The following is a 13468-nucleotide window of genomic DNA, read 5'->3' on the forward strand; positions in this document are numbered from 1 at the left end:
AGCGTTCATTCTGAGCCAGGATCAAACTCTCCAGTTATAATCCTATACTATAAACTCTTTAAAGTCTTGTTTTAGACCCGCTCTAAAATTTCTCACTGACCAATTTTCAAAGATCAAAAAAAAACTTCTCGAAGAAGCTCGAACCGTCCTCGAGAAGACCGGCGTATGATGCATGAAAAAAAACGTTCTGTCAAACCTTTTTTTCACATAAAATAAAAAAAACTTATATCTATTTGAATTAATGCCTAATTTAAACCAAACAATTTAGACAACCACCTTTTTGACGGTCTGTTTCTTTCTTCTCAAATTTACAATGATCACTCCTGTCACAATAAAAGTGATTGAAGTGACCAAATGAGGAGTAATGGTCTCTCCCAAAAGCAGCACGCCAAACAGGACACCGGCCAGGGGCATGATAAAGATAAAAGAATGGAGTGCTGTTGCCCCGAATTTCTGTAGCAGGCTATTCCAGACAATAAACCCGAAAGCTGCCGTTACAATGGACTGATACAGCAGTGCCTTGATAATCGTCGGGTTGATTATTCGTATCATTTGATCATCCCATAAAAAACCGCCGAGAAAAAAGAAGGGTACACCGAAAACCATGGGATATATGGTAATTTGAGCTATATTATAATCAGAAATAATCCTTTTTACAAAAACCGCACTTGAGCTCCACAAGAATACAGCCCCAAGAATAATCAAATCCCCTCTCTTTAAATCACCGGTCAAGTCCTGTTTGTCAAAAAACAAGAGTAAAACACCAATAAACCCAAGGGTTATACCGACCCCTTTTTTTAAGGAAATGCTGTCACCGGGAATAAAAAAGTGCGCTAAAATCAATACAAAAAATGGTAAAATGTTTGCTATCAATGCCCCGTGGGAAGCCGTGGTTTTGTCAAGGCCCATATAAAAACAGGAGAGCTGAACAACAAAAATGGCAGAAACTATCAGCATCTGGCCCAATTGTTTCTGATTGAGTTTTAACGGTATTTTTTTAACCCTTGCCCAGGTAAAAATTACAACAGCCGCAATAGCAAACCGGATTCCCGCTGCGGTAAAAGAGCCTAACCCTGTAAGGCTAAATTTTATAGCCACAGGGTTGGCACCGAAAAGAATACATATAAAAACCGTTAAAACAGATGCTTTAACGGTCAGATCATCATTGTTTTGCAACTTACACTCCAGATTGATTGTTATTTAAAATAGTTATCTAATCAAGATAATTTATTTTGAATCTGCCAAGCTTATAGAACTGTTAAAAAGAGGTAAAGTGTTTTTTTATTAAACTTGAGCTATGTTTTAATAAACCGATCATCAGACTTTAAGGCTGTTGCATTTTCCTGCTTGCTTTCAAGCCAGCCAATGGCTGTCACTTCTTTTGTGTCAAATCCCGGGACATAGGGCTTGATATCAATTAACGGGGTACCATTCAGCACATCGATTCCTTCAATGGTTAATCTATTACCCTCTCTTTTGATCAACCGGACAACAGACAATCCGATTGGGTTAGGCCGCCTTGGAGCCCGTGTGGAAAAAAGGCCTCTTTTTTGATCATCCAGAAAAGGTTTGACCATCAAATCATACCCCTTTGACTGATGAAAAAGATAGAGAAGAATGATGTGGGAAAAGCCTTTCAGATCAGTTAAACCCTGTTCATATTTCTTGTCTATGACAATGGTTCCCTGAACTTTAGCAGCCCCCGAAGGTTGTATGGGTATATCCTTCAAATCATTAAAAGGGGTTTCAATTGTACCAATTGGAAAAAGAGTGAGCTTCATTATTTGTTCTCCTTTAAACACTATTGTTCTATTTCTTGTGGTTTCATTATATATTACCTGTCATTAAGGGTCGTGATCCATATTCATGCTCTGATTAAATACCATCTTTTCTTTGTTTTTTGCAACGTCTTTCAACGTTGCATATCCTGATAAAACCCTTGTTATCGTTGTAATCAGGCACAAAAAGGCAAAGAAAAAAGCTAAGAAAGGAAAGTGCTCTGGAAATATACAGATTATGGCCAGAAAAATAATGGTTTCCGTTCCCTCGGTAAGCCCTCCTATATAATACATGGCCTTATGGGGATAGGCCACACTCTTCAAACCATATTTTTGGGCCATGGCGGCAAAGGCAAGAAAACTGGTCCCTGTTCCCACAAAACTCAACAATAAAAAGATTGCGGGAATGGCATTATTTTGAGGGACTGCCAGGGCAAACCCTGCAACCACACCGGCGTAAAAAATAAAATCAAGACAGATATCCAGAAACCCGCCAGCATCTGTTTTGGTTGTCAGTCTTGCAAGTGCTCCATCCAGCCCGTCCATGATCCGGTTCAAGATGATAAAAAACAGAGCAATTTTGTACCAGGCCATCCAGAGTGCAAAAAAAGCAAGCAGACCTATACCAAAACCTGCGATTGTGACTTGATCCGGTTTGATATCCTTTTTTTTAAGAATATGGGCACAGGCTTTCAAAGGTGCACTCACTAATTTTATCGCCCAGGGGTCGAGCATGGGTTTATCCTTCTTCTTTGTTCAAGTTTAATATCATCCCGCCCTCAGGGCAATCCATGGGATCATGAGTCACTAAAAGCGCCGGGATATTCATTCTTCTTATCTGAGAAAAAACAAAAGGTCTAATTTTTGCTTTAAGCGTTTGATCAAGCTTTGAAAAGGGCTCATCCAGCAGCAGAGCAGCGGGTTCGGCCAAAAGGCTTCTTAAAAGGCTGACCCTTGCTTTCTGCCCTCCTGAAAGGCTTGAGGGATCACGTTTTTCAAACCCTTCAAGCCCTGCTGTTTTAAGGGCTTCATCAATCATTTTATTTCGCTGCGCCCTGGATATTTTCTCTTTAATGGCAAAGGCAAGGTTGCTGCCGATATCCATGTGGGGAAAGAGAAGGTCATCCTGAAAAAGAAGTCCGATATTCCGCTCTTCCATGGGCAGAGTTAATATATCCTGGCCATATAAGCGGATGGACCCTTTAAGGGTAAACACCCTGTCCAGGCTTCCTGACACAGCAGACAAAAGAGTAGACTTTCCACACCCGCTTGGCCCCATAACGGTGGTAATCTCACCTGGCTTAATCACTAGATTCACTGGATCAAATATATTCGCCCCCAGTTTTAATATGCTGACCTTTTCCAGTTCAAGTGACATATTCTTATCCTTATACCTGCATTCCTTTTCTATTGTAATAGTAAATTTTGGGGAAAATAATGGCAAGGCTGTACATCATCATGGGCAAAAACTGCTGAATCAGTGCATAAACTGCAATAACCCTTCTGTCCGAGCCCGAGGCAATGCTGACAACCTCTGTGGTAATGGTTGAAAATCTTCCAGCCCCCACCAGCATGGTGGGAATATATTGGGCCACGCTCACGGAAAACCCGATGGCAAAAGAAAACAGGATGGGTTTTAACAGCATGGGTAATTTTACCCTGAACAAAACCATGATATACGATCGTTTCAAAAGCATTGCCTGGTCAAAAACCCGGCTGTCAAAGGCAAGATATGTGGCACTCAAGGCAATAAACATATAGGGCAGTACAAACAGCAGATGGGAAACCATAAGGGTTATCCAATAGCCGTCCATCCTCATGATGACCAGCAAAAGCTGGATCCCTGCCATAAAGGAGATCTGGGGAACCAGCAACGGAAGATATAAAAAATAAGGGATATAGTTAGTGTAGTTTCGGGTCCTTCTTTGTTTAGCCGTCACATTATGCTCCAGGCAGCCGATAGTCAAAACAAGTCCAATAAATGCAGAAACTATTCCTGTCAACAAGGTTGTCATCACGGGATCAAAAGATGACTCCAGTCCTTTTTCCCAGAATTTTAAAGTCCCGGCAGATGGAAGAAAATCAGGGAACCGCCATTGCCATGTCAAGGACCAGATCACAAGGATAACAGAGGAAACAGCAGTGAAAAAAAAAGTTGTGCTGCCCATAAAAAAAATGATTGGTTTAATTGGTGCCAGAAAAGAACGGCGCTTTCCATTTGCCGTCCAGGGCCTTAAAACCCCGGCGGATTTTTCAATAAGATAAACACATAAAATACTGACCATCACCATAAAAAAAAGGAATAAAGACCCGGCTGAAGCAAGCATCTTAAAGCTCATCACAGGATCATTGAACCATTTCAAAATTAGTACAGCAAGTGGTGGAGGGGAGCTTGGGCCTAAAATAATGGCCATATCCACAACGGAAAAAGAATAGGCAATGACGGCAAAAATGGAGAGCCTTAAATGGGGATATAATCTTGGAATTAAAAGTTTCAGCCAGATCTGTTCTTTTTTATACCCAAGCGCTCTTCCCGCCAGGAGTGTTTTCTTTATATCAAGCTGACCTAAGGCACCCATAGTCACCATAATTAAGAACGGAAACTCTTTTATCACCAATGCTATAGTAAGACTGATACCAAAAGGATCATTGAGAAGAAGCCAGTCCGGAGGCACTGTAAACCCTGTCATCCAGGGAGAAACCATCCTGATCAGCCATCCGGAAGGAGCGATTAAAAAACCAAACCCTATGGCAAATGCTGCATGGGGAATTGAAAGCACAGGGGAAAGGATTTTCTCAAAAAATTTCCATAACCTGTTTCCATAAGAAAAGGTAATAAACAAAAACGCAAGGCTGACAGCACCAAAAGAAGCACTTAGCCCGGTGAAAAGCGTTACACGAATGGCGGTTTGAATACCGGGATAGGAAAAAAAATCAAACCAGACGGATAATGAAAAACTTGTATGTCCGATAACGGGCAAATAATTTAAAGAGGGCAGAAGCGTTCCTATAAGACCTGCCAGAATGGTGATGCAAAAAAGGCCAATAACAACGACAGGAAACAGACTGTTCTTTGCCTGGCCAGACATTCTCGTCATTATCTCCTGTTATTTGCTATATTTTTCAAGCCATTTTTTTTCCAGGGCCTGAACCCATGACACATGAGGCTCCGGCAAGCCCTGGCCCAGTTCTTTGGGTGTCAGGGTGGCAACCCCTTTTGGAACGGCATCAAACAAGGCCTTATCTTTGCCTGCAAGTTTTTGGGTGTCAAGAACAGTTGTATCGCCCCAGATCCTCGGATCTGCTTTTTTTGCCTGGGCTTCAGGGCTTAAAAGAAAATTGGCAAACACCATTGCCCCGACCCTAGCTGACGAGTTAAAGGGAATGCCCACAAAATGAGCATTGCCAATGGTGCCGCCGGTATGGATATAGGTTCTTATCGTATCGGGAAGCTCCCCGTTTTCAATGGCATTGGAGGCAGAATTTGGATTAAAGCTGAAAGAAATAAAAATTTCATTGTCATTTAAAAGGCTTACCATCTGGGAGGCACTTGTCGGGAATGCCTTTGCTTTTCGCCACAAAAAAGGATGCAGCGCATCAAGATATTCCCATAATGGCCGGGTGTTTTTTTCAAACTCAGACAAAATCACGGGGTTATTCAATACGCCGGGATCATGGATCAGCTCAAAAAGCGCCTGTTTAATAAAGGTTGTTCCATGAAACCCGGGTATGGAAGGATAGGTAAATCGTCCTGGGTTTTGTTTTGCAAACGCCAATAACTCCAGCATGGTTTTGGGATGGTTTGTCACGCGGTTTGAATTATATGAAAATACAAGCTGGGCCATTCCCCAGGGAGATTCCATGTTATCAACCGCCGTTGTAAAATCATACAGCAATGTTTTTTTATTCTCTATGTCCACCAGATGATAATGGGGCAGTTTTTGAGAAAAAGGACCATATAAAAGCTTATTTTCCTTCATGGCCTTAAAATTTTCCCCATTGATCCACATGAGATCCACGCTGCCGTTTGTATTTTTACCTGCTGCTTTTTCAACAAGGATGCGGGAAACCACATCGCTGATATCCGTTGCTTTTACATGGATAACATGGACATTGTATTTTTTTTGTACCGCGTTTGCAGCCCATTGAATATACTCATTAATGGTTTGAGATCCGCCCCAGGCATTAAAATAGACAGTCTGCCCTTTTGCTTTTTCTTCAATCTCCCCCCACTCTTGCGCAAAGGCTTGTGAGAAACCTGATAAAAATAAAAAGGCCAACCCTATTAGAATTAAAAAAAAGCTTTTCATGGTATGTCCTGTTTCTCTTGAGTTTAAAAATATTCTCTTCTTTGTATGCGAATATTAAACCATATTCGTGTGGAATTATCCCTTTGTCAAGGCAAAAAAAAACAAGTTTAAAAGATGTGTGTCTGACAAAAAAGAAGGGGGAATACTTTTTGTTTTCCTATGGTTTAAAAATCTGCTATGGTTTTGTTTTTACAATTACAAGATAACGTTTTACAAAGGAGTGTTGTTTTGGAAGAAAAGAGTGTTGTTCGTTTTGCAAACCGTATGGATCAGCTGCCCCCTTATTTGTTCGGAATGATCAACCAGATGAAAATGGAAAAACGGCGGGCCGGGGATGATGTCATTGATCTTGGTATGGGGAACCCAATGGATCCCACACCTGATGCAGTGATTGAAAAACTGATTGAAGTGGCCAAAGACCCCAAATCACACCGGTATCCGGAAAGCTCCGGCATGCCGCATTTAAAAATTGAAATTGCTAAATATTACAAGCGGCATTACAATATTGATCTTAATTCTGAAACCCAAACTTATTTCACCATTGGCTCCAAAGAGGGGATATCCCATCTCTGCCTGGCCATCATGGGTCCGGGAGATTCCGTGCTTGTGCCTGCCCCTGCATTCCCGATTCACATTTATGCAGCCGTTATTGCAGGGGCCAATGTCATGAAAATACCCATAGAACCTGAAAAAAGCTTTCTTGACCGCATCATCAACATCTGTGAATCCTGTTACCCCAAACCCAAGGTTCTCATGCTCAATTACCCCCATAATCCCACAGGAGTTGTAACGGACAAGGAGTTTTTCAAAGAAGTGGTAACACTTGCCAAACGGTTTAAATTCATGGTCATCAATGATTTTGCCTATTCAAAAATCACCTTTGACGGATATGAAGCCCCAAGTTTCCTTGAAGTGGACGGCGCAAAAGATGTTGGGGTTGAATTCGGATCTTTTTCAAAATCCTATAACATGGCCGGATGGAGAATTGGGTATTGTGTGGGAAACGCTGAGATTGTTCAAGCCCTTGGAAAAATCAAAGGCTATTTTGACTATGGCATCTTTTCGGCCATCCAGGTGGCCGGGATTATTGCATTACGCGATTGTGACGATACGATTCCCGAGCTGGCAAACCTGTACCAAACCAGAAGAGATGTGTTGTGCAGCGGCCTTGAAAGAATCGGATGGGACATTAAAAAACCAAAGGCCGGCATGTTTATCTGGGCGAAGATCCCAGAACCATTCAACAAAATGGGTGCCATGCAGTTTGCCATTGAGATGATGAACAGGGCGAATGTAGCGGTTGCTCCCGGAACAGGGTTCAGTGAAGAAGGAGAAGGATACCTGCGTCTTGCTCTAGTGGAAAATGAAGAACGGTTAAGACAGGCTGTCCGTCAAATGAAAAAAGCCATGGAAAACATAATAGTTTAATTTCAGCTGATTGAGCATTTAATTATCTGCACCGCCTTTTCAACAGACAAGGTGCCTGTGTTCAAAATAAGATCGTAATTGGCAGGATCGGTTGCATCGCTATTAAAATACCTTTTTACAAAAGCGCTTCTGTTGGCGTCTGTGCTGACGATATGTCTTTGTGCATCAGTCTTATTCAGATCAAGGCTTTTCTGTATATAATCACGCCGGACTATCATGGGGGCAACAAGTCTTACCCTGAGTACGTTTTGTTTGTGAAGAACACAATTAGCACCTCTTCCGAGAATAACGGCATTTCCATGCTTGCCGATGGTGGTCAGTATCTTAAACAGGAATTTTGAATACTCATCCGGCCATAAATGGTGCTCACTCACAAAATTGGATACGATATCATCAACAACATTCATTCCTCTCTCATCCAGAGTTTCCAGAAAAACCCGGCTGCTCTTTGATGTCTCAACCATAGCATCAACTATTTCATGATGAAAAAGATCAAGCCCTGTTTCCCGGCATAGTTTTTTTGCAACGTCATATCCCCGACTGCCGGATTCCCTTGATATGGTGATAACATTGACCGTCTCCTGAAGGGGCTTATCTTCCCTTTTCTCCAGTTCCCATCTTTTGATCCGTTCATCGATCATTTTATGAATAGACTTGCTCATGATATCCTCCTTTTTTTAATAACCGTCACAAAGAATTTATCATTGAAGTGTATTCACAGAATAGTTTAAATTCGAAATTAAGTCAATGAAACATTGACCCGCTCACCCGCCTTTTATTTTAGACAACCCTATCAATAATCGAGAGAAGAGACCTCAAGGGCATGTTTTTGAATAAAGTTCCTCCTGGGTTCCACTTCCTCACCCATCAGAAGGGTAAAAATTTCATCTGCTTTTTCAGCATCTTCGATATCCACGCGGAGCATATTTCTTTTTTCAGGATTCATGGTGGTTTCCCAGAGCTGATCTGCATTCATTTCACCCAGACCCTTGTAACGCTGGGTATTGATCCCTTTTTTAGCTTCTGACATGATAAACCCAAACAGGCTGTTAGTATCATCAAAATGATACTCTTTTTTTGTCTGTGCATCTGATTGCTTGGCAGATACGGAAAAAGGCGGTTTATCAAAGTGTTTGATTTTTTCATATCCTCTTAACATTCTTTTGTAATCACCGGTGGCCAGAATTTCTCTGCCAACCCTCAAAAGAAGCTGTTTTTCTTCTTTCTCATATATATCCATTTCAAAAATGTTTCTTTCCGGGTCATACTCTATTTCACCAAGGGCATATCCATTTTTCCCAAGATCTTTTGAAAGGGAAAGAAAATTTTGCTTTTCCTCAAGAAAAAATTTATCTTTCACTCCGTTTTTAATCAGGGTAAGCAAAAGACTGGTGTCCATATCTCTTTTCTTTAACAGATTCACTGCAGTATAATACTCAGACAAATCAATTAAAAAAGAATAAAACTCATCTTCTAAAAGTGGTTCTTTGTTCCTGTTTAGAAAAAGATCTTTCTGTCCGGTAACTCTCTTTACCAGATAATTGGAATACTCTTCTTCATTTTTCAGGTATACCCCGCTTTTTCTTGAACCCACCCTGAAAAGAGGCGGCTGGGCAATATATAAATATCCTTTTGAAACCAGATCCGGCATCTGTCTGTAAAAAAAGGTTAACAACAGGGTTCTGATATGAGATCCATCAACATCTGCATCCGTCATGATCACAACTTTATGATACCTGATTTTTTCAATATCATATTCTTCGCTGCCAACACCGGTCCCAAGAACCGTAATAATATTTTTAATTTCATCACTTCGCAGAATTTTATCAAATCTGGCCTTTTCAACGTTCAAAATTTTTCCCTTAAGAGGAAGAATGGCCTGGAAGCGTCTGTCTCTTCCCTGTTTGGCGCTGCCGCCTGCAGAATCTCCCTCCACGAGAAATAATTCTCTTTCAGCAGGGTCTGCATACTGGCATTCGGCAAGTTTTCCAGGGAGAGATGAATCCATCAGAGTTCCTTTTTTTCTGGCAAGCTCCCTGGCTCTTTTGGCGGCATCCCTGGCCCTTGCCGCATCAACGGCCTTGCCAATGATTTTCCTTGCAACAGATGGATTTTCCTCGAGATAATGGCCTAATTTTTTATTGAGAAGGGATTCAACAATCCCTTTAACTTCATTGTTCCCAAGCTTTGTTTTTGTCTGGCCTTCAAACTGGGGCTCCATCAGTTTCACGGATATAATAACGGCAAGACCTTCTCTCATATCATCGCCGCCTATTTTAATATTCTGCATGTTTTTAGGCAAATTATTTGATCCTGAAGAAATATAGGAGTTCACTGTGCGGGTTAACGCACCTTTAAAACCGGACACATGAAAACCACCTTCAACGGTCTTAATATTATTGGCAAATGAATAGAGTTTTTCCTTAAATGTGTCATTATATTGAATAGCCACTTCAATTTGTACATCCTTTTTAGCCCCTTCAATATGAATGGGATCATGCAAAGCTGTACAGGACCGGTTCAGATATTCAACAAAAGAAACGATTCCACCTTCATAATAAAAATCTTCTTTTTCAGCAGACCGTTCATCTTCAATAATGATTCTGACACCTTTGTTTAAAAAGGCAAGCTCTCTCATTCTCCGGGTAAGGGTCTCATACACAAATTCATTCTCGTTCATGATTTCAAAATCAGGGGTGAATGTAATTTTTGTTCCCCGTTTATCCGTATCCCCTTTAATGGTCAGTTCGGTCAGCACCTTTCCTTTGGAATAGGACTGAGAATAAATTTTTCCGTTCTTATAGACTTCCATCTCAAGGATCTGAGAAAGTGCGTTCACAACGGAAATTCCCACTCCGTGCAGCCCGCCGGAGACTTTATAGGAGTCTTTGTCAAACTTACCCCCGGCATGAAGTTTGGTCATGACCACTTCACATGCCGGTATGTGTTCTGTTTCATGTATTTCAACAGGAATCCCGCGACCGTTATCTTCCACACTCACGCGCATATCCGGATGAATGGTCACAAGAATCTTATCGCATTCTCCTGCCATGGCCTCATCAATACTATTATCCACCACTTCATAAACCAGATGATGAAGGCCCTGAAGATCAACATTTCCTATATACATAGACGGTCTTTTCCGTACGGCTTCAAGACCTTCAAGTACTTTTATACTATCCGCACTATACTCTTTGTTTACTTTGTTTTCATTCACGTGTGACCTCTATATTATGATATGTGCATCGCCATTATTACACAAATAAGTTTATCGTCATCAAGACCCCGGATAATACAAGGGCTTTTATTGTCTTTAACATTTAGAACAACAATACTCTCTTCAAAAACACTTAAGGCGTCTATAAAATATCTCGGATTAAAGGCGCTTTTAATCTCTTCATCGGAAAAAGAGATCATCATCTGCTCTTTTGACTCTCCGATTTCAGGATTGGTAATGGTAACCAAAAGCTCATTTTCCTTGAAATTTAAAATCACACTTTTATAATCATCAGAGGTTAAAATAGATACCCGCTTCATAAGGGTTGAAAACATAATTTTGTCCATTTCAATGGGAATCATTTTTTCATAATTTATCACGGGTTTATAATCAGGATACTCCCCTTCAAGAAGTTTGATCATGATGGATTCATTTTTATTTTGAAAAACAAAGTGGTTGTCTTTAACTCCCACCTTTATACCGCCTTTACTGCTGTCTATAAATTTGCTTAACTCAGACAACCCTTTTTTAGGGATAATTACACTTTCATCCGGCAGCAAAAGTTCTCCTTTAAACTCTGTATCATAACAATGAAGCCGTCTTGAATCCGTTGATACGATTCTTAATCTTTCGCCATCATCTGTTGATATTTTTTCGATCAGTGATCCGATAACATAAATCCGTTTTTCTTCACCTGAATAATTCACAATAGAAGCTACATCAACCATCTTTTTTAAATCTGTGGAATTAATTTCAACAAATTCTATATTTTCTATGACCGGGGTTTCAGGAAAGTTTTCATAATCAGAAGATACAATATGAAAAACACTGTCTCCCTTTCCAATTTCAACCCACCTGTTTTCTATTTCATTAATTAGAATTTTATTTTCCGGGTATTCTCTGATAATTTCAAAAAATTTTTTCGAATTAATAGATAAAACACCCTCTGTTTCCACTTGGGCCTCATAGGTCCCAAGAAAAACAGTTTCCAGATCATTGGCTGTGATAGTGATCCCGGATCCCATTGCTTTGATAAGAATATCAGATGTAATGGTCAAATTGGTTTTTCTTCCGGTCAATCCCTGAATTTTTGAAAGAACGTCCAGAATATCCTTTTTATCAAACGAAAATTTCATTTAAATTTCCTTTTTTAAAATTATACATCCCTCAATATTTATATCAAATTATTTGATTTATCAATTGTTAAATAGGGATGATTTTATTTATTAAATATTTAATAAAAGATTATAATAACAATAAAGAGTGTTTAAATGTTTAAAAATAAATAAGCCTTTAAATTTATTATAGATATTTTTAATAAATTATTTAAAATCATGTTTGTTTTTAAATAAAAAACAGCAAGTTTTATCACTTAAATTTAAGGTGTTTAAAACTGCCTGGTTTTAAACAGTTTATTAAAATGACCCAATCCAGTTTTTAACATCTTGTAATCCTTTATTATTCCAATCATCTGCCGTTCTTTGTTCAAGATATTTTAAAAAAAGAGTGTCAATAACTTCGAAAATTTTAAAACAAAAGAAAGATTTTTCTAATACCAAACCTTCAATTTCATCTTCTTTTTTAGATAGTTCTGTTTTTGGAGTTTTAAGACCGGTAATATTAAAACTTTCCCCTTTTATAGTAAATTTATATTTATCCTCATTGATTTTACACGTCAGGTTAATCTGGGTAACCCACGCGCCTTTTTTCAACGCAGTGGTTCCTTCTTCAAGGCCGGCCTGATCCCCTTTTATAGTAATTTTTTCCTTTGATTTGTCCCCTAATTTGTTTTCAAGGACAATTGAATTACCAACGTCAAGCGTGACAACATCTTTTGTTTTTAAAAGGGGTGATATCTTCTGATCGGTTTCAATTAAGAACCAGATCCAGGTCAAAAAGTCATTTCCAAGAAATTTATATTTATTATAAGCAGTTGCAATATCAAGCATACGGTCACCTCGAATATTTTAAAGGGGAAAGTGTTAGCACCCTGTCTTTTTGCGGGTTTGAAAAGTTTGATTGGGTTTCAACAATAGTATAGGGAAACAGTCTTATGGGTTTTAAATTAAAGGATTTTAAAAAAATAGTTTCAAAAAATTCATTGGCGGCTTTCTGTGTGGTGTATAAACAGAGATTTTTTTCTTCATAATTCCAGAGGACATCATACACGTTGGGAATAGCCGGAATCTTATGCATTAAAACATCTGTGACTATTTCTTTTATTTCTGATTTCTCGTTTTTGGAAATAAAATCTCTTTCTGATTTTTTTTTCTTTTTTTCAATTTCAATGACCATATATTTTTGAATCAGTTTAGCTGGAATTGATTTTTTATCAATTCTCAAAGAAAACAGAAAGTAAGTTCCAAACAGAAAGGAAAATTTATTAAAATCCGGATTATAAGGACTTTCAACCGGTGCCCACCCGGCTGAAAGTTCATCATAGTCACTCTCTATTTTAGGAATTGAATGTTTTATTAGACCGTTTCGCACTTTTTCTGTAATTGAACCCTCAATTTTTCCATCAATATGATACCGGCTGACAGAATGCGTTGAAGAGATTAATCCCATACCTTTATCCTTGTTATAAATAGTTATTTTTATTAAAAATAATATATTGTTCGTGCCGAGTCTTTCTATCATAGTTTAATGAAAAATAACAGACACCTTCTTTTAATTATTGGGCATTGACACATCTCGCATAATATCTTAACTTATCGAGTTTCTTTAATTATTTA

12 protein-coding genes are annotated in these 13468 nt (G+C 39.2%); 1 reads left to right on the top strand and 11 read right to left on the bottom strand.

Going from position 1 to position 13468, the window contains the following annotated elements; all coding sequences use genetic code 11:
- Positions 1-264: 264 nt before the first annotated feature.
- The 6 genes from HGJ91_RS09140 to HGJ91_RS09165 all read right to left on the bottom strand — a co-directional run bounded on the left by HGJ91_RS09140 (position 265) and on the right by HGJ91_RS09165 (position 6088).
- Entirely contained in the window at positions 265-1176 is a 912-nt protein-coding gene (locus tag HGJ91_RS09140) for a DMT family transporter (RefSeq protein ID WP_291347413.1), read from the bottom strand.
- A 119-nt stretch (positions 1177-1295) separates the two neighbouring features.
- Positions 1296-1781, bottom strand: coding sequence for a tRNA (N6-threonylcarbamoyladenosine(37)-N6)-methyltransferase TrmO (gene tsaA / locus HGJ91_RS09145; protein ID WP_291347414.1), 486 nt, complete (start codon positions 1779-1781; stop codon positions 1296-1298).
- Positions 1782-1844: 63 nt separating this feature from the next.
- Complete coding sequence (locus HGJ91_RS09150) at positions 1845-2513, bottom strand: CDP-alcohol phosphatidyltransferase family protein (RefSeq protein WP_291347416.1); 669 nt, start codon at positions 2511-2513, stop codon at positions 1845-1847.
- A 4-nt stretch (positions 2514-2517) separates the two neighbouring features.
- On the bottom strand, positions 2518-3156 hold the full coding sequence (locus HGJ91_RS09155) for an ATP-binding cassette domain-containing protein (RefSeq protein WP_291347417.1): 639 nt from the start codon (positions 3154-3156) through the stop codon (positions 2518-2520).
- Positions 3157-3166: 10 nt separating this feature from the next.
- Positions 3167-4876 (bottom strand): hypothetical protein, encoded by a 1710-nt coding sequence (locus HGJ91_RS09160; protein WP_291347419.1) that lies wholly within the window; start codon positions 4874-4876, stop codon positions 3167-3169.
- A 9-nt stretch (positions 4877-4885) separates the two neighbouring features.
- A complete protein-coding gene (locus tag HGJ91_RS09165; protein ID WP_291347421.1) occupies positions 4886-6088 on the bottom strand; it encodes an ABC transporter substrate-binding protein in 1203 nt (400 codons plus the stop codon).
- A gap of 228 nt (positions 6089-6316) precedes the next feature.
- On the opposite strand from HGJ91_RS09165, the gene HGJ91_RS09170 reads away from it, so the two are divergent.
- Positions 6317-7516, top strand: a complete 1200-nt coding sequence (locus HGJ91_RS09170) for an aminotransferase class I/II-fold pyridoxal phosphate-dependent enzyme (protein WP_291347422.1) — start codon at positions 6317-6319, stop codon at positions 7514-7516.
- 2 nt (positions 7517-7518) lie between these two features.
- Here the strand turns inward: HGJ91_RS09170 and HGJ91_RS09175 are convergent, their stop codons facing one another.
- From HGJ91_RS09175 to rdgC, 5 genes are all read right to left on the bottom strand, one after another.
- Positions 7519-8178, bottom strand: coding sequence for an AAA family ATPase (locus HGJ91_RS09175; protein ID WP_291347423.1), 660 nt, complete (start codon positions 8176-8178; stop codon positions 7519-7521).
- Between the two features lie 131 nt (positions 8179-8309).
- Positions 8310-10733, bottom strand: a complete 2424-nt coding sequence (gene gyrB / locus HGJ91_RS09180) for a DNA topoisomerase (ATP-hydrolyzing) subunit B (protein ID WP_291347424.1) — start codon at positions 10731-10733, stop codon at positions 8310-8312.
- A gap of 14 nt (positions 10734-10747) precedes the next feature.
- Positions 10748-11869 carry a DNA polymerase III subunit beta gene (gene dnaN / locus HGJ91_RS09185; RefSeq protein WP_291347426.1) on the bottom strand — a complete coding sequence of 374 codons (1122 nt, stop codon included), beginning with the start codon at positions 11867-11869 and terminating at the stop codon, positions 10748-10750.
- 279 nt (positions 11870-12148) lie between these two features.
- A complete protein-coding gene (locus tag HGJ91_RS09190) occupies positions 12149-12682 on the bottom strand; it encodes a hypothetical protein (RefSeq protein ID WP_291347427.1) in 534 nt (177 codons plus the stop codon).
- A 4-nt stretch (positions 12683-12686) separates the two neighbouring features.
- Entirely contained in the window at positions 12687-13301 is a 615-nt protein-coding gene (gene rdgC / locus HGJ91_RS09195) for a recombination-associated protein RdgC (protein WP_291347428.1), read from the bottom strand.
- Between the last annotated feature and the right edge of the window lie 167 nt (positions 13302-13468).

This window comes from Desulfobacula sp. (genome assembly GCF_014237455.1).
Taxonomy (GTDB): Bacteria; Desulfobacterota; Desulfobacteria; order Desulfobacterales; family Desulfobacteraceae; genus Desulfobacula.

Coding starts and splice junctions, on each gene's coding strand:
- tsaA (WP_291347414.1), bottom strand. CDS start 1,781: ATGAAGCTCACTCTTTTTCCAATTGGTACAATTGAAACCCCTTTTAAT.
- HGJ91_RS09150 (WP_291347416.1), bottom strand. CDS start 2,513: ATGCTCGACCCCTGGGCGATAAAATTAGTGAGTGCACCTTTGAAAGCC.
- HGJ91_RS09155 (WP_291347417.1), bottom strand. CDS start 3,156: ATGTCACTTGAACTGGAAAAGGTCAGCATATTAAAACTGGGGGCGAAT.
- HGJ91_RS09160 (WP_291347419.1), bottom strand. CDS start 4,876: ATGACGAGAATGTCTGGCCAGGCAAAGAACAGTCTGTTTCCTGTCGTT.
- HGJ91_RS09165 (WP_291347421.1), bottom strand. CDS start 6,088: ATGAAAAGCTTTTTTTTAATTCTAATAGGGTTGGCCTTTTTATTTTTA.
- HGJ91_RS09175 (WP_291347423.1), bottom strand. CDS start 8,178: ATGAGCAAGTCTATTCATAAAATGATCGATGAACGGATCAAAAGATGG.
- dnaN (WP_291347426.1), bottom strand. CDS start 11,869: ATGAAATTTTCGTTTGATAAAAAGGATATTCTGGACGTTCTTTCAAAA.
- HGJ91_RS09190 (WP_291347427.1), bottom strand. CDS start 12,682: ATGCTTGATATTGCAACTGCTTATAATAAATATAAATTTCTTGGAAAT.
- rdgC (WP_291347428.1), bottom strand. CDS start 13,301: ATGGGATTAATCTCTTCAACGCATTCTGTCAGCCGGTATCATATTGAT.